Consider the following 14899-nt stretch of genomic DNA (forward strand, 5'->3'; position numbering starts at 1 on the left):
GGAAGCGGGGCCCCCGCCCGTCCGGCGAACGGGCCGTGGCCGGTCAGAGGTCGGTGACCCGGATGCCGGCGTGCGCCTTGTAGCGCTTGTTGATCGCGATCAGGTTGGCCGTGAACGCCTCGATCTGGTGGGCGTTGCGCAGCCGGCCGGCGTAGATGCCCCGCATGCCGGGGATCCGGGCGGCGAGCGCGGCGACCACCCCGACCAGCTCCCGGTCCTCGGTGCAGATCAGCACGTCCAGGTCGATCCGGTCGATCTCCGGGTCGGCCAGCAGCGGCGCGGAGACGTGGTTGAACGCGGCGCAGACCCGCGACTCGGGCAGCAGCCCGGCGGCCTGCTGCACGGCGCTGCCCTCGGCGACGGTGAGCGCGTACGGGCCCTGCTTGTCGAAGCCGAGCGGGTTGACGCAATCGACCACGATCTTGCCGGCGAGCGGGCCGGCGAGGGCGGCGACGGTGGCCGCGTGCCCGTCCCACGGCACCGCGATGATCACCACGTCGCTGCGGCGCGCCACCTCGTCGTTGTCCGCGCCGGACACGTCGGCGCCGGCCGGCACGCCGGGCAGCGCGGCGATCTCGGCGGCGGCCTCGGCCGCCCGGTCGGCGGAGCGGGAGCCGATCAGGACGGTCTGCCCGGTCCGGGCGAACCGGTAGGCCAGACCGCGCCCCTGGTCGCCGGTGCCACCGATGATGCCGACGGTCAGCCCGGAGACGTCGGGCAGCGTGGTCGCGTCGTAAGCCATGCCGCCATCCTCGCAAAGCCCGCCGTCCACCGGCACGCCCCGCCCCTGTGACAATCCCCCCTGCTGTCAGGCGCGTTCGAAGAGGACCTTGCGTTCGGTCGGGTCGGCGGTGACCAGGCGGACCCGGACCCGTTCGCCGAGCGGCAGGTCGCCGAGACAGCGGGCGCGGACCGGCGGCTCGTCCAGGGCGACCGTGCCGCCCGGCGGCCGGCCCGCCCGGCCGCCACCGTTGCCACCGGACCGGCCCGACCCGGCGCCGGGTCGTCCCGCTCCGCCGCCGGTCCTGCCCGCCGCACCGGCGCGCTCCCCCGGCCGCTCCGGCTCGACGGCGACGCCGGTCCCACCCGACGGGCCCGGCACCGCCACGGCACCACCGGTCTGCCCCGCCGGCTGTTCGGGGCCGGCGTGGTCGGGCTGGCGGGGCACCTCGGGCGCCGGGCGGGGCGCGTCCACGTCCAGCACGGCCGCCTCGAAGGTCTCGCCCACCCGGTGGGACAGCAGCACCGCCTCGGCCAGCTCGATCGCGCCCCGGGTGGCCGCCGACGCGGTCCGGTCGGTGGTCGCCATCACCTCGGGCAGCTTCGGCAGGGCGGCTCGCGCCCAGTCGGGCACCTCGCGGCCCTCGTGCAGGGCCAGGCAGACCTCGGTGGCGTACCGGTCGGCGAGTCGCCGCAGCGGGGCGGTGACGTGCGCGTACGCGGCTGCCACCCCGCCGTGCTCCGGCTGCTCCGGCGATTCCCCGTCGAAGGCGGTGTACGCGGCCCCGCGCATCAGCTCGGCCGCCTGGTCGATGAAGGCGGCCGCCCGGGGCTGCGCGGCGTCCAGCCCGGCGAGCACCTCGCCGACCGACATCCCGTCCGGCCAGTGCACGCCGAGCGGGCCGGCGGCCAGCCGCAGCCGCTGCACCGCCTCCGGCTTCGGCGCCGGCATGGTCCGCAGCAGCCCGATCCGTCCGGCGAGCATGATGTCGGCGGCCGCCATCCCGGTGAGCAGGGAGATCTGCGCGTTGTGGTCCTCCATCGGGCCGGGCCCGCGCAGCACCAGCCGCCAGCCGTCGCCCTGCGGCTCCACGTCCTGCTCGGGCAGCGGCAGATTGACCGCGCCCCGGCGCAGGCCCCGGGCGGTGAGCAGGGCCCCGATCTCGGGCAGCAGGGCGATCGGCTCGGGCAGCCGCCCGGCGTCGGCGGCGAGCTGCACGCCCACGTAGTCGAGCTTGGCCCGGCTGCGTACCCGGGCCCGTTCCAGCGCGACGCCGACCGTCTCGCCGTCGGCGTCGAGGTCGATGGTCCAGAGCACCGCCGCCCGGTCCGCGTCGGGCAGCAGGCTCGCCGCGCCCTCGCTGAGCGAGTGCGGGTGCAACGGCACGTTGCCGTCGGGCAGGTAGACGGTCTGGCCGCGCCGCCAGGTCTCCTCCTCCAGCGCGCCGCCGGGGCGCACATGGCTGGCGACGTCGGCGATGGCGTACCGGACCCGGTAGCCGCCCCCGGACCGGCGGCTGAGGTGCATCGCCTGGTCGAGGTCACGCGAGGTCGCCGGGTCGACCGTGACGAACGGGACGTCGGTCCGGTCGGGGACGGCGGGCAGCGGCGCGCCGGCCGCCTGGTCGGCCTCGCGCTGCGCCGCGGCCGGGAAGCCCTCGGGCAGTCCCAGCTCGCGGCGCAGCGCGCCGAAGTCGATACGGGGCGCCAGTACGCGTCGGATCACCACAGGGTCAATCCTGACAGCGTGCCGCGAGATCCGCTCAGCGGCGCGGCGGCGCGGGTCCGCGCGACGTCAGGCGGTGGCCCGCCGGGTGGTCGTCTTGCGGGCGGTGGCCTTCGTGGCCGGCGCCTTCTGGGCGGCCGTGGCCTTCTTGGCGGCCGTGGTCTTCTTGGCGGCCGTGGTCTTCTTCGCCGTGGTGGCCTTCTTCGCGGGCGCCTTCTTCGCCACCGTCTTGCGCGCCGCGGGCCGCGTCGAGGCGGTGGTCTTCGTGGCCGGGGCCTTCTTCGCCGTGGTCTTCCGGGCCGTGGTGGTCTTCTTCGCCGCCGCGCCGGTCTTCTTGACCGTGGCCGTGGTCTTGCGGGCCGCCGTGGTCTTCTTGGCCGGCGCCTTCTTCGCCGCCGTGGTCGCCTTCGCGGTGGTCGCCTTCGCGGTGGTCGCCTTCGCGGTGGTCTTCTTCGCCGCCGTGGACGTCCGGGCCGCCACGGTCTTCTTCGCGGCGGTGGTCTTCTTCGCCGCCGTCGTCTTCTTCGCCGCCGTCGTCTTCTTGGCCGCCGTCGTCTTCTTGGCCGCCGCCGTGGTGGCCTTGGTGGTGGCCTTCTTGGCGGGGGCCTTCTTGGCGGTGGTCCGGCTGGCGGGTGCCGTCGTGGCGGTCGGCTTGCGCGCCGCCGACACGACCTTCTTGGCCGCCGCCTTCCGGGCGACCGCCTTCTTGGCCGGCACCCGGCCGGCGCCGGCGCCCGAGGCGTTCGGTGCGGCCTTGGTGGCCTTCGCCGTCCCGGCCGTGGTGGCGCCCACGGTCCGCCGCGCCGCGCCGGTCTTCGTCGCGGTCGTACGTTTCGCCGCCGGGCGGGTGGTGGCCTGCTGTGTCACGGCCATCTCGGTTCCCTCCTTGGGGACGTGCTCTCGCCCTCGCGGAGCACGGATCACCTCGACGCGGGCCGTCCCGCGCCGTCTACCTTTCCTCCCCGGCCCAACGGGCGTCCTCGGCCTCCCAGGCTTCGTTGCGCTCCTGCACACGTTGCAGGGCGTTCTCCGCGTCGGAGGCTGAGGCGTACGGTCCGAGAACCTGCTTGGCGGGGCACACGTCGGCATCGGTCTCGACCCGGTGGTGTCGCGTGCACCAGTAGTAGTGCGCACCACTTCCGTTGTCGCTCATGCGATCACTGTGCACCGGGAAGCGTCCGACCGCCACCGGAACGCCCGAAATAGCCGATAATGTCCTCCACTGTAGACCGGCTGCCGGGCCGCCGGAGGTCGATCCGCGCAGAACGGGGCAGCCGGCCGGTGGGTCGGTGGCGGACAATCCCCGGGTGCGGTACGGGGGAGGAACGTCGGCCCGCCTGCGACGCGGGCTGCTGGCCGGGACGGCTTTCGTGGTGGTCGGGGTGGTGGGCGCGGCGCTGCTGCTGCCGCTGCTACGGGACCGCTCGCAGCGGCGGTTGGAGCACCGGGCCGACCGGGAGGTCTCGGCCACCGCGCAGCGCACCCGCGCGGCCCTGCTGGCCGCGCCGGCCGGGCGGGCCGGGTCGCTGCGCGACGCCGCCGACGCGGTGGACGGGGTCGAGGTGCTGACCGTGCGGACCGACACCGCCGGGGTCCGGCTGGTCTTCCGGGTCCGGGTACGCAAGACCGCCTCCTCGGTGTTCGGCTGGCAGCGGGCCAGCGCCGCCGGCTGTTTCGCCCAACTGGTGCGGGGCTCCGCCGCCCCGGCCGCGCTGGAGCGGCTGCCGTGCCCGCGGTGACCGGCTCGCACCGAACGGCCGGTGGCGGCCCGCCCGCGAGCCGGCCAGGATCGACGCTCATGATCTCCACTCAGGCCGGCCCGGGGACGTGCCCGGAGTGCGGCACGGCGACGGTCTCCCTGCGCGGGGCCCCGCCCTGGTGCGCCCGCTGCGAATGGAACCTCGACGGCTACGACCGCGCCGGTCGGGCAGCGGAGTTCGGCTGGTCCCCGGTCGACCGGTGGACCTTCCGGCTGGCCGTCCGCTCGACCCGACAGCAGTACGCGGCGCTGGCCGGCCGGTCCCTGGAGCGCGCCGGCTGGGGGCCTGCCGCCGTGGTCACCGTCGGCGTCGCCCTGCTGCTGCTGATCGGGGTGCTCGCGCTGGCCGTGGCCGGGGTGTGGCTGGTCTTCGCGTACCCGTTCCCGAACCTCGCCGTCCCGCTCGGCCTGGCGATGGTCGGGTTGGCGGTGGCCCTGCGCCCGCGCTTCGGCCGGATCCCCCCGGACGTCGACGTGCTCACCGCCGACGAGGCGCCCGAGCTGCACGCGCTGGTCGCCGAGGTGGCCGCCGCCACCGGCGCACCCGTGCCGCACGTCATCGGCGTCGACGGCGACATCAACGCGTACGCGACCTCGGTCGGGCTGCGGCGGCGCCGGCTGCTCTGCCTCGGACTGCCGCTGTGGGGAGCGCTGGACGGGCAGGCCCGGGTGGCGCTGCTCGGCCACGAGCTGGGGCACTTCGTCAACGGCGACGTACGCCGGGGGCCGCTCACCCAGACGGCGCTGACCACGCTCGGCACCGCCGCCGACCTGTTCCGCCCCGACCACGACACCCGGGACGCCGGCGGCGGGATCTTCGTGCTCGTCGGCGAGATGCTGGGTCGGCTGCTGTCGGGGACGCTGTCCCGGCTGCTCTTCGCCGGTCACCTGGTGCTGGTCGCCACGGCGCTGCGCAACAGCCAGCGCGCCGAGTACCTGGCCGACGAGCTGGCGGCCCGGGTGGCCGGCACCGCCGCCGCGACCCGCCTGCTCGACGTGCTGCTCAACCCCGAGTCGGTGGCCCTGGTGGTGCGCAAGGCCGCCCGGGGTGGGCACGGGCCGGCGACCTGGCGTGCCGGTACGGCCGCCGCGCTGGCCGGGGCGACGGACCGGCTGCCGCTGCTGCGTCAGCTCTCGGTGCGGGAGGACACCTCGCTCTTCGCCACCCATCCCCCGGCCGGCCTGCGGCACCGGCGGCTCACCGCCGGCGGCTGGCGGGACCCGGCGGTGGCGCTCACCGACGCCCGGGTCGAGCGGCTCGACGCCGAGCTGCGGCGGCACTACGAGCGGGTGGGCCGGGCGGTCAGTTGGGCCGCCTGACCCACCCGCCCGGTCACACCACGGACGGCACCGGGTCGGCGGCCGGCACCGGGTCCGCCGGCCGCCGGGCCACCGCGATCGCGTAGGCCACCGCGTACGGGGTGCAGGCCAGGTAGAGCATCGGCTCGAACACGATCCGGTCGGTGATGAGGAACCGTTCCCACTCGGTGGGCCGGGGCAGCCCGAGGGACGAGTCGGTCCAGATGTCGAGCAGCCAGAGCGGCGCGGAGACGCGGCTCACCGCGTCCGAGGCGGCGCCGTCGGTCAGCGGAGCGGGATCGATGGCCGGGAACGAGGTGACGACCGCGAGCACCACCGCCGCGTCCGCCGCCACCAGCGCGCCGACGAGCCCGACCAGCCAGGCCCATCGGGTACGCCCCCGGCGGGCCAGCGCACCGGCGGCCCAGAGCGCGCCGGCGAGCAGCGCCAGCCAGAGCAGCACCCCGGGCGCCATGGACAGCGCGTCCCGCTCGTGCCGACCGACCAGCGCCCAGAGGACCAGCGTCCCGGTCGCCCCGATCGGCAGCAGCACGCCGAGGGCGGTGGCGAGCGGCCCGGTGCGTACCGTGCGGCGGGCGGCGCGGGCGACGGGGAGCGCGAGCAGCGCCCCCAGCCCCGCGGTCAGCACGGTCCAGAGCGGCACCTGCACCCGGTCCGCCCAGGCGACGTAGCCGGTCAAGGTGCCGTACACCACGGTCATCACGGTGGCGGCGAGCGCGACGGCGGCGACCGCTCCCGGTGGGGCGAGGAGCAGCACGCCCGCGGTGCGCCGCAGCTGCCGGTGCAGCACCGCGCGGTCGACCACCGGACCGCCGGCCCGGCGGGCGGCCAGGCTGGCGGCGAAGCGCAGCATCCTCCACCGTTGCCCGCGCTCGTCGAGCACGTGCAGCTCGGCGGCCCATTCCCGGGCCAGCTCGTCGCGGACCGCCACCGGCCAGCGCCGGGCGGCGGTCCGCAGCAGCGTCTCGGCGAGCCGTCGGGTCACCACGCCGGGGCTCCGGTCGGCTCGGTGCCGCCGCGGGGCGACCGCTGCGGGGCGAGGGCGCGCAGCTCCGCCAGGGCCTGGCGGGCGGCGCGCAATCCCTCCGGGGTGAGCCGGTGGTAGCGCCGCGCGGGTCGGCCGGCCGCGCTGGGGTCGACCTCCTCCCACTCGGCGGCGAGCCACCCGGCGGCCTGGAGCCGGTGCAGCACCGGGTAGAGGGTGCCGCTGGGCAGGCCGGTGAGGGTCATCAGGTCGAGGCCGTAGCGCGGCGCCTCCGGGTCGGCGAGGAACGCCGACAGCACCTTCGCCACAGGAATCGTCATTCGCACGCCGCACACTCTATCCGTTTTCTACATAGGGTGCATCCCCCCGATCGGCCGGCACGCTAGCCTCCGGTGATGCCCGCACACCGGCTCGACCGCGTCACCGCCCGCCGCGTCGCCGTACGCGCCCAACTCCTGGACGCGCGGCGCCCCACCGACCTGCTGGCGACCGTACGACAGCTGACCTTCCTCCAGCTCGACCCGACCGCGGCGGTCGCGCCGAACGCGGACCTGGTCGCCTGGACCCGGCTCGGCGACGGGTACCGGCCGGAGCAGCTCACCCGGGCGCTGGAGACCGACCGCGCCCTCTTCGAGTACCGGGCGATGGTGCGGCCGATGACCGACCTGGGGCTGCACCGGGCCGAGATGGCGGCCTGGGTGGCGCACGCCCGCTGGCGCGACTGGCTGGCCGCCAACGACGCGTTCCGCCGGTACGTGCTCGACCTGCTGCGCGACTCCGGTCCGCTGCTCAGCCGGGACGTGCCGGACCGGGCGGCGGTGCCCTGGCCGTCGACCGGCTGGACCAACAACCGCAACGTCACCCAGCTGCTGGAGTTCCTCGCGGCGCGCGGCGAGGTCGCCGTCGCCGGCCGGGTGGGCCGGCAGCGCACCTGGGACCTGGCCGAGCGGGTCTACCCGCCGGACACGCCGGCGCTCCCCGCCGAGCAGGCCCGCCGGGCCCGCGACGAGCGCCGGCTCCGGTCGCTCGGCGTCGCCCGCGCCGCCGTGGTCGGCACGGCCGGCGAGCCGGCGGAGATCGAGGGTACGTCCGGCGCCTGGCGGGTCGACCCGACCGCGCTCGACGGCGCGCCGTTCACCGGGCGCACCGCCCTGCTCTCCCCGTTCGACCGGCTGGTGCACGACCGGCGGCGCGCGCTGGAGCTGTTCGACTTCGAGTACCGGCTGGAGATGTACGTGCCGAAGGCGCAGCGACGGTGGGGCTACTTCGCGCTGCCGGTGCTGCACCACGACCGGCTGGTCGGCAAGGTGGACGCGACGGCCGACCGGAAGGGCGGGGTGCTGCGGGTGGACGCGATCCACGAGGACGTCCCGTTCCCGGCGGAGGTCGCGACGGCGGTCCGCGACGAGCTGCGGGCGCTGGCGTCCTGGCTGGACCTGCCGGAGGTCCGCCTGCCCGGCCGCTGACCCGACCGCGGATTCCTGCTTCCGTCTTCATATCAAGCTGGTCCTCGGTGGACCATCCCTCGGCGGGTCCCATTTACGGGACCGACGTCCCCCGGTCGTGGTCCGGTCAGCTCGAAGTGGCGGCTACGAGTGCATCGACGGTCATCATGTGCAACTGTCGGTGCAGCGTTTGCACGAGGCCGCACCGCCCGTCGCCGCCGGGTGGTCCCAGGCGTGGACGGATCCGGCCGGCCGGACCTGGGGGGAAAGACACCGTGGCCAACCTGGACCTCGCGCTCAAGAGCGCGATGACCATCGACGGCGCGATCGGCGCCGCACTCGTCGACTACACCAGCGGCATGACGCTCGGGGTGGCCGGCGGCACCGGCGAGATCGACCTGACCGTCGCCGCCGCCGGCAACACCGACGTCGTCCGCGCCAAGCTGCGCACCATCGAGATGCTCAACCTCAACGACGAGATCGAGGACATCCTCATCACGCTCGGCACGCAGTACCACCTGATCCGCCCGCTGACCCGGCACACGGGCAAGGGGCTCTTCCTCTACCTGATGGTCGCCAAGAGCCGGGCCAACCTCGCCATGGCCCGGCACCAGCTACGCGCGATCGAGGAGAGCCTGGAGCTGTGAGGGGGCCCGACGACACCCGGCCCGCCCTGCCCCGCCGCACCCCGACCGCCGAGTCGCCGCCGCCACGTCGGCTCCCGCCGTCGCTGGCCGGCAACCCCGCGCTGCCGTACCCGGCCATCGGGCAGGAGCTGGCCACGTTGCGGGTGCAGATCCCCGGCGTACAGGGCTGTGTCCTGGGCGGCGTGGACGGGCTGCTGATCACCCACAACATGCAGACCGACATCGACGCGAACGAACTGGCCGCGCTGGCCGCCACCACCTTCGGCCTGGGCCGGCAGGTGGGGCTGCGGTTGGGGCAGGGCGACTTCCACCAGTCCACCGTCCGCAACCGGGACGGCTACCTGAGCGTCTACGCGGTCAGCCCAGAGGCGCTGCTCGCCGTGGTCGGCCAGGACAGCATCAACGTGGCCCGGCTGCACCTGCACGCCCCGACGATCGCCGACCGCCTCGCCGGCCTCCTGGACGGGGTCACGCCCAGCCCCGCGTGACCGCGCCCCGCCCGGCTTCCGGGCGCGCGACCGCGGCCGACTCGTGGGGGGTCGGCCGCGGTGGGCCGCCCGCGGGTCTGTCGCCCGCCGCCGACCTGTTCACCGGTCGGCGGCGGGCTGTCGCCGGCGGTGGGACAGGTCGGGGTGGTGATGACCGCCGGGGTGGCTGTCCGGGTCGGTGTGCACGGTCGCGCCGGTCAGCCGGGGCAGCGCGTGGGTCAACTGGTGCTCGGCGTCGGCCGCGATCTCGTGCGCCGCGAGCAGACTCAGGTCGGCGGCCACCACGAGGTCCGCCTCGGCGTGCAACCGGTGGCCGATCCAGCGCAACCGCACCGCGGTCACGTCCCGCACCCCGTCCACCGCCCGCAGGGTGGACTCGGCCCGCTCCACCAGTGCCGGGTCCACGGCGTCCATCAGCCGCCGGTAGACCGCGCGGGCCGCGTCCCGGAGCACGAACGTGATGGCGACGGCGATGACCAGGCCGACCACCGGGTCGGCCCACCGCAGTCCGAGGGCGGTCCCGCCGGCGGCGGCGAGCACGGCGAGCGAGGCGTACCCGTCGGTCCGGGCGTGCAGGCCGTCGGCGACCAGGGCGGCCGACCCGGATCCGGTACCGCGCGACCAGTTCGTTCCCGGCGAAGCCGACCAGGCCGGCGGCGGCGACCCAGGGCAGGTGGGTCACCTCGGCGGGCCGCACCAGCCGGTCCACCGCCGTCCAGGCGGCGGCGACCGCGGAGCCGGCGATGACCAGCACGATGACGATGCCGGCCAGGTCCTCGGCGCGGCCGTACCCGTAGGTGTAGGCGCGGGTGGCGGCCCGCCGGCCGAGCAGGAACGCGATCCCCAGCGGCACGGCGGTCAGCGCGTCCGCGACGTTGTGCAGGGTGTCGCCGAGCAGCGCGACCGAGCCGGAGAGCAGCACGACCACCGCCTGGACGAGCGCGGTGGCCCCCAGACCGACCAGGTGTTCGACTCATCCACCCTTGTCCCGACCGGCTTGACCTCAAGCGTGGTTGAACCACGACTCTCGTCGTCATGCGAGGACTCATCCAGGCGATCAGGCGTCTTCTACCGGTTGGCGGCAGGGCGGAGTGGCACCGCGCCGCACGGGTGGCGGCTGCGGCCGACCCGACGGTGCCGCCGCTGGCGCGTTTCCTCCTGCTCGCTCCGGAGCTGGACGGACGAACCGCCGACCGGCGAAGCTCAGGGAGCCTCGACGACGGCACACCGCCCGGATGAGCCGGTGGCCTCGCGCCGTCATCAGCCGGTCGGCACCGGGGCCAAGAGGTCCGCGGACACGAGGAAAACGGCCGTTCCGTCCTCGGCCGCCACCCCGTCGGGCTCGGTCGACACCATGACCAGCGGCACCGACGAGGCATCCGACCCGGCACGGAACTCCCTGACGACGCACCGCACCGCAGCCGGCCTCGGCAGCGCCGACCCGGGGTCGAGGTCCGTACCGAAGATCGGCTCCTTGTCGACGAGCGACCAGACACGACCCTGCGCGTCGGCGAATACGACCCGGACCACGGCCGGGAAGAGGGTCAGATCCACCCACTCGACCACTTCGCAGGCCAGCTCGACATGGTCACCGGGCCGGAGGGGCAGTCGATCCACCTGTTCGCATCCTGTCGTCGGCTCGTCTCGGGTGACGGCACCTGCGGGCTCCATGCCGCTGCCGTCGGTTGTCACACGGACGGGTCCCAGGCGGCGAGCTGATCGAAGACTCGACGGTCGCCTGCGAACTCCAGCGCTTCCAGCGGGATCCGACCGTAGAAGAAGAGGACCAGGTCACTGGCCGTGCCCCGGGCGTGGACGTCGGCCGTTTCGCGATCTCCGCCGGCACCGGGCGTGACGCGGACGACCTGTGCGCCCTCGGGGGAGAGCCGAAGACGCCAGGATCGGCCCTCGGTGGCGTGGTAGTCGACGATGGCGGGATCGTGCGGCCAGGCGACGGTGGTCGCGCAGAGGGTGAACTGGCAGTCGTCGAAACCGTCGAGGGCGACCTCGTCCGACAGCGGCTGCGGGGCGCCCGGGATGCGCTGGACGTCGGAGGTGAACACCGCGATCTCGGGAACCTGGCGCCGCGCCCAGGCACCAGAGGTCTGTGGTGACGGCGAGTCGTCCCACCACGTCCAACACCGGCGATCCGGGCCGGCCGCGCGCAGCACGCCCAGCAGGTGCGCGACGGACTCGGTCCACCACGCCAGCAGTGCCTCGCGTTCCCGAGGCGCACCCGTGCCGTCGTCCCAGGCCGACTGTTCCGGGGGCCCGTCCGCAGGCCCGGCGGCGACGACGGCGGCCGTCTTCCGGCGGTTCAGACCCACGCGCTGCACAAGATCGAACAGCGTCCACTCGGGACGGCTCGGCACCTGCGCGTCGAGGCTCGGTGCCGCCGCGACCGCGGCACGGAAGGCGGTCGACCGTTCGTCGATCAGCCGCAGATGATCAGAGAACGTCAAATTCTTGTGCACTGGGGCTGTCTACCAGTGTTCTCGGACCACCGGACAGCGATTTTCGCCCGCCAGGCCGCCACGGCAGCCGAAGCGCTCACTGGACCGGGACGATGGTGGCGGCCAGCACCCGCCAAGTGCCGTCGTCACGTACCCACAGCCGGGTGTAGCGCAACCGCGCGGAAACGACGGCACCACCCTGCACGGCATCCACCGCGGCGACCGTACGGGTCACCCCCGTCTCACCGTCTTCCTGGACGTCGAGGGACTCCTCCACGAGGCTGGTGATCCGCAGGACGCCCGAGCGGTGGCTCTCCAGGTCATCTTCCTTGGTGAAGATCGCGCCATCCGGTCCGACAGCCACGAGCCGGGGGTGCAGGAGCGCGTCTAGGGACTCGACATCGGCGGCGCGCTGCGCGGCTTGGAGCTGCCGTTCCGCAGTGTGGAGATCCATCCATCGATCCTCTCCAGCGCCCCGCGACCCGACAAGCGGATTCGCTCGCGGCAGAACGCCACCCAGCACGCCGGTCCCGGCACAAGCCGCGCTTTCGGCGACAAACGGGCCTTTGATCCGGTCTCTGAGCTGGTGGGCGACGGACGAGTCGACCTGTACGCCGGATTATGAGCAGGAAGTGCGTACTGACCTGGGGAAGTACTGGACATTGAGCTCTACAGGCCGCCGTCAGGCCGTCCGGGCGCAATACCTGGCTGCAGGTGCCTAGCCTGGGAGCGCAGACATTACCTCAGCGGCGACTTTCAGAAGTGGAACACCGATATCGCCCAGCGTGCCCGCGATCTGCACAAGCCGCTGAGCCCCTCTCCTTAGCCGTTCTGGACTGTCGCCAGCTCCTCGTAGATCGACCACGGCCGCGTCGATACGTCGAGCTTGATGCTCTGCCGCCTCGGCACGCACTTGAACAGCCGTCGAGATGAGCCGGTCGAGTAAGCCATCCGGCAGAACGCCAGATGTGAACTTATTGCCATGGACGTCGTTCCCGGACCCGAAGACGCCAGAGGCGCTGCCATGAAAGTTGAAGATGTTACTCACCGGCGACCTCCGCTTTCCGTTGGCGTGCTGGCGCTCATACGCCTCGACCCCCCTTTGCTTTAATGCGTAACCGTACTCGTTTTCCTCAATCTTCCCACTGTCAATAAGGCGATGAGCAGCCACCTCGGCCTCGTAGCCAGACAACTGCAGGAAGGGGGCAATATCTCGTGCGGCAACAAACCTTCCGGCACGGCCGTGTGCAACCTTGTATATCGCCTGCAGAAGAGCTTCGTCGCGCTTCATCAGGGCCTCAGGCGTAACTTCAGCCGCAGCCTGATATTGGAAATCAGCTTCAGCGGCACTCAATGAGCTACCAACGTTTGCAGCAACGCGCCAAAGGACTACGACTACAACCAACGTCGCTGCCACCCACAGCTTGAACGGAGCCCCGCGTTGGATCCAGACCCATAACGCTGAGAGCATTAAGGCGCCGAGAATAGCCCTGAAGGCGCCGGAAGTGACATAGCCCGTAACCCGAATTTTTATGCCTCGGCCAATAAGAAAAAGCATCACGGCGGCCTGTTCCGCCATGATATGACTCACATAATCGCCGCCACTTGTGAAGGGAACTGCTACGTACGCTATCGCTATCAACAGGAGGACTCCCCCCAGCCAGTCGTAGCCAGGAAGAAACCAGACCAGGAACAGAACCAGCGCCAACCCTATTGCGGCAGACAGAGGCTGACTGGCGAGCAGACCCATGAATCGAGGGTAGTGGTAGCAAGGTTGCCAGAACACCTCCCACCCTCCGGCCTTCGAAGTCAAATGAGTCGCATAGACGACAGTGCGAGTCAGATTCACATTCCGTGCCCGGCTCCACCGAGCCTCGAACCGAGCGTGACAACCTTCGCCCCGAAAGGGTCATTAAGGCTGAATAGCTGTTATTACCTTTATCGGCCATCAACGTGACTTTTGTATATCTATCGGGTGCAGAGTTCTTCATCCGAACAGCTCATCAATCGCGCGGCGCGTGCGCTCCTCGCTGGCGGGCATCAGGTGTGTGTAGACCCGGAGGGTGAAGCCCGGGTCGGAATGCCCAAGGTACGACGCGAGGGCCTTGATGCTCTCCCCCGCATCGAGCAGCGCCGAGGCGTAGAAGTGGCGTAGCGCATGCATCCCGGTCGCCCGGGTCGGGACGATACCGGCCGCCTCGACCGCTGGGCGCCAACTCTTGCCGTCGAAGGTGGCCCGCTTGATCGCACCTCGTCGGGTGGTGGTGAAGATCAGAGGCACCGTCACCCGCTCGTCGCTGAACGGGTCCTCCCAGGGCAGGGTGATCGAGAGCGGGTCGTACTTCTTGATGTGCTCCTTGAGCGACCGCGCCACCGAGTCCGGGAGCGGCACCCGGCGATCCCGGTCATTCTTTGGCAGGCCGAAGACCAGCCGCGAGCGGACCACCTTGACTTGCCGAACGACGTGCACCGAGCCAGCGGGGAAGTCGACGTCATCGACGCCGAGCCCGAAGATCTCTCCCTGCCGCAACCCACAGCCGGCGCCCAGGTCGACCATCGGACGGTAGCGCTCAGCGAGGCCACCGCGGATTGCCGAAACCTCGTCGGCCCGCCACGGGACGACGCGACGTTGCACGGGCCTGGGCGCCTTGACCGAGGCAGCCGAACACGGGTTCTTGGCGATGCGCTCGTCGTCGACGGCCGCGCCGAGGATGGTCCGAAGGTGAGCGAAGACCACGGCCCGGGTCGCCGGGGCCAGCTTGCCGACCATCGCGGCGTCCCACTCTCGAACGTGGCCGGGCTTGATCGAGGCCAGTTGCCGAGAGCCGAAGAACGGCAGCAGGTGTTTGCGTACCCGGAACTCTGTGCTCTCCCGCGTCGACTCGTCGAAGGAGCGCGTACGCAACCAGCTCTCGGCGTACTCGGCGAAGGTCATTCGGCCGGCGGACGGGTCGACGTACGAGCCGCGGAGCTTGTCCGTCTCGGTGGAGACGAGGAAGGCGTCAGCTTCGCGCTTGGCCCGGTCCGGGAAGGACTGGCTACGTTCCCGGCCGTCGGGGCCGATGTACCGGACCCGGTAGCGCATCCCCTTGCCGAACAGGTCCGACTTGACACGCTCCTTCCGGCCGCCGGGGTGCCGGATCACCTTGTACCAGCGGTCTTCCACGTGTCCCATCAGGCCGCCGCCTGCTCACGTACCCAGGCCCGAACCGCTTCCGGCTCGTACCGCAGGTGTCGACCGACCCGAGCCGCCGGCGGACCGTACTTGACCTTGCGCCAGCGGTACAGCGTCTCGGTCGGCACCCGCAGGTACGCCGCCACGTCCCGGACGGTCCAGAGTTCATCGTTCGCCACCG

Annotated in this window: 17 protein-coding genes and 1 pseudogene; 5 read left to right on the forward strand and 13 right to left on the reverse strand. The window is 72.6% G+C overall.

Going from position 1 to position 14899, the window contains the following annotated elements:
* Nucleotides 1-43: 43 nt before the first annotated feature.
* The 4 genes from npdG to GA0070611_RS14600 all read right to left on the reverse strand — a co-directional run bounded on the left by npdG (nt 44) and on the right by GA0070611_RS14600 (nt 3599).
* Nucleotides 44-742 (reverse strand): NADPH-dependent F420 reductase, encoded by a 699-nt coding sequence (gene npdG / locus GA0070611_RS14585; protein WP_091664350.1) that lies wholly within the window; start codon nt 740-742, stop codon nt 44-46.
* 66 nt (nt 743-808) lie between these two features.
* Nucleotides 809-2449 (reverse strand): RNB domain-containing ribonuclease, encoded by a 1641-nt coding sequence (locus GA0070611_RS14590; protein ID WP_231921450.1) that lies wholly within the window; start codon nt 2447-2449, stop codon nt 809-811.
* 66 nt (nt 2450-2515) lie between these two features.
* Nucleotides 2516-3319 (reverse strand): histone, encoded by an 804-nt coding sequence (locus GA0070611_RS14595; RefSeq protein WP_091664353.1) that lies wholly within the window; start codon nt 3317-3319, stop codon nt 2516-2518.
* A gap of 76 nt (nt 3320-3395) precedes the next feature.
* Nucleotides 3396-3599 carry a hypothetical protein gene (locus GA0070611_RS14600; RefSeq protein ID WP_091672930.1) on the reverse strand — a complete coding sequence of 68 codons (204 nt, stop codon included), beginning with the start codon at nt 3597-3599 and terminating at the stop codon, nt 3396-3398.
* 136 nt (nt 3600-3735) lie between these two features.
* Here GA0070611_RS14600 and GA0070611_RS14605 point away from each other — a divergent pair, with 136 nt between their 5' ends.
* Both GA0070611_RS14605 and GA0070611_RS14610 read left to right on the forward strand, forming a co-directional pair.
* Nucleotides 3736-4185, forward strand: coding sequence for a hypothetical protein (locus GA0070611_RS14605; protein WP_157740316.1), 450 nt, complete (start codon nt 3736-3738; stop codon nt 4183-4185).
* 59 nt (nt 4186-4244) lie between these two features.
* On the forward strand, nt 4245-5525 hold the full coding sequence (locus tag GA0070611_RS14610; protein ID WP_091664359.1) for a M48 family metalloprotease: 1281 nt from the start codon (nt 4245-4247) through the stop codon (nt 5523-5525).
* Between the two features lie 13 nt (nt 5526-5538).
* Here the strand turns inward: GA0070611_RS14610 and GA0070611_RS14615 are convergent, their stop codons facing one another.
* Together GA0070611_RS14615 and GA0070611_RS14620 are read right to left on the reverse strand one after the other, a co-directional pair.
* Nucleotides 5539-6513 (reverse strand): hypothetical protein, encoded by a 975-nt coding sequence (locus GA0070611_RS14615; RefSeq protein WP_231921451.1) that lies wholly within the window; start codon nt 6511-6513, stop codon nt 5539-5541.
* Nucleotides 6507-6836, reverse strand: a complete 330-nt coding sequence (locus GA0070611_RS14620; protein ID WP_091664361.1) for a PadR family transcriptional regulator — start codon at nt 6834-6836, stop codon at nt 6507-6509. Before GA0070611_RS14620 ends, GA0070611_RS14615 begins: the two co-directional genes overlap by 7 nt.
* Before the next feature lie 69 nt (nt 6837-6905).
* Here GA0070611_RS14620 and GA0070611_RS14625 point away from each other — a divergent pair, with 69 nt between their 5' ends.
* The 3 genes from GA0070611_RS14625 to GA0070611_RS14635 all read left to right on the forward strand — a co-directional run bounded on the left by GA0070611_RS14625 (nt 6906) and on the right by GA0070611_RS14635 (nt 9090).
* Nucleotides 6906-7976 carry a DNA glycosylase AlkZ-like family protein gene (locus GA0070611_RS14625; RefSeq protein ID WP_091664363.1) on the forward strand — a complete coding sequence of 357 codons (1071 nt, stop codon included), beginning with the start codon at nt 6906-6908 and terminating at the stop codon, nt 7974-7976.
* Between the two features lie 254 nt (nt 7977-8230).
* Nucleotides 8231-8602, forward strand: a complete 372-nt coding sequence (locus GA0070611_RS14630) for a hypothetical protein (protein ID WP_091664366.1) — start codon at nt 8231-8233, stop codon at nt 8600-8602.
* Nucleotides 8599-9090 carry a roadblock/LC7 domain-containing protein gene (locus GA0070611_RS14635; protein ID WP_231921452.1) on the forward strand — a complete coding sequence of 164 codons (492 nt, stop codon included), beginning with the start codon at nt 8599-8601 and terminating at the stop codon, nt 9088-9090. The genes GA0070611_RS14630 and GA0070611_RS14635 overlap by 4 nt, the downstream gene beginning before the upstream one ends.
* Nucleotides 9091-9189: 99 nt before the next feature.
* On the opposite strand, the pseudogene GA0070611_RS32410 reads toward GA0070611_RS14635, so the two are convergent.
* The 7 genes and pseudogenes from GA0070611_RS32410 to GA0070611_RS14665 all read right to left on the reverse strand — a co-directional run bounded on the left by GA0070611_RS32410 (nt 9190) and on the right by GA0070611_RS14665 (nt 14897).
* A pseudogene (locus GA0070611_RS32410) lies at nt 9190-10018 on the reverse strand (cation diffusion facilitator family transporter).
* Between the two features lie 332 nt (nt 10019-10350).
* A complete protein-coding gene (locus tag GA0070611_RS14645; RefSeq protein ID WP_091664368.1) occupies nt 10351-10707 on the reverse strand; it encodes a hypothetical protein in 357 nt (118 codons plus the stop codon).
* 71 nt (nt 10708-10778) lie between these two features.
* Nucleotides 10779-11564 (reverse strand): maleylpyruvate isomerase N-terminal domain-containing protein, encoded by a 786-nt coding sequence (locus tag GA0070611_RS14650; RefSeq protein WP_091664370.1) that lies wholly within the window; start codon nt 11562-11564, stop codon nt 10779-10781.
* Nucleotides 11565-11640: 76 nt separating this feature from the next.
* A complete protein-coding gene (locus GA0070611_RS14655) occupies nt 11641-11997 on the reverse strand; it encodes a nuclear transport factor 2 family protein (RefSeq protein WP_091664372.1) in 357 nt (118 codons plus the stop codon).
* 264 nt (nt 11998-12261) lie between these two features.
* Nucleotides 12262-13293 (reverse strand): hypothetical protein, encoded by a 1032-nt coding sequence (locus GA0070611_RS31095; protein ID WP_157740317.1) that lies wholly within the window; start codon nt 13291-13293, stop codon nt 12262-12264.
* A 237-nt stretch (nt 13294-13530) separates the two neighbouring features.
* Nucleotides 13531-14718 (reverse strand): tyrosine-type recombinase/integrase, encoded by a 1188-nt coding sequence (locus tag GA0070611_RS14660; protein ID WP_091664374.1) that lies wholly within the window; start codon nt 14716-14718, stop codon nt 13531-13533.
* Nucleotides 14718-14897 carry a helix-turn-helix transcriptional regulator gene (locus GA0070611_RS14665; protein ID WP_091672936.1) on the reverse strand — a complete coding sequence of 60 codons (180 nt, stop codon included), beginning with the start codon at nt 14895-14897 and terminating at the stop codon, nt 14718-14720. Before GA0070611_RS14665 ends, GA0070611_RS14660 begins: the two co-directional genes overlap by 1 nt.
* Nucleotides 14898-14899 lie beyond the last annotated feature (2 nt).

The sequence above is a fragment of the Micromonospora auratinigra genome (genome assembly GCF_900089595.1).
GTDB classification, from domain to species: domain Bacteria; phylum Actinomycetota; class Actinomycetes; order Mycobacteriales; family Micromonosporaceae; genus Micromonospora; species Micromonospora auratinigra.

Excerpts from the sequence above, each read along its gene's own strand:
- npdG (WP_091664350.1), bottom strand. The coding sequence starts at position 742 with ATGGCTTACGACGCGACCACGCTGCCCGACGTCTCCGGGCTGACCGTC.
- GA0070611_RS14595 (WP_091664353.1), bottom strand. The coding sequence starts at position 3,319 with ATGGCCGTGACACAGCAGGCCACCACCCGCCCGGCGGCGAAACGTACG.
- GA0070611_RS14600 (WP_091672930.1), bottom strand. The coding sequence starts at position 3,599 with ATGAGCGACAACGGAAGTGGTGCGCACTACTACTGGTGCACGCGACAC.
- GA0070611_RS14610 (WP_091664359.1), top strand. The coding sequence starts at position 4,245 with ATGATCTCCACTCAGGCCGGCCCGGGGACGTGCCCGGAGTGCGGCACG.
- GA0070611_RS14625 (WP_091664363.1), top strand. The coding sequence starts at position 6,906 with ATGCCCGCACACCGGCTCGACCGCGTCACCGCCCGCCGCGTCGCCGTA.
- GA0070611_RS14655 (WP_091664372.1), bottom strand. The coding sequence starts at position 11,997 with ATGGATCTCCACACTGCGGAACGGCAGCTCCAAGCCGCGCAGCGCGCC.
- GA0070611_RS31095 (WP_157740317.1), bottom strand. The coding sequence starts at position 13,293 with ATGGGTCTGCTCGCCAGTCAGCCTCTGTCTGCCGCAATAGGGTTGGCG.
- GA0070611_RS14660 (WP_091664374.1), bottom strand. The coding sequence starts at position 14,718 with ATGGGACACGTGGAAGACCGCTGGTACAAGGTGATCCGGCACCCCGGC.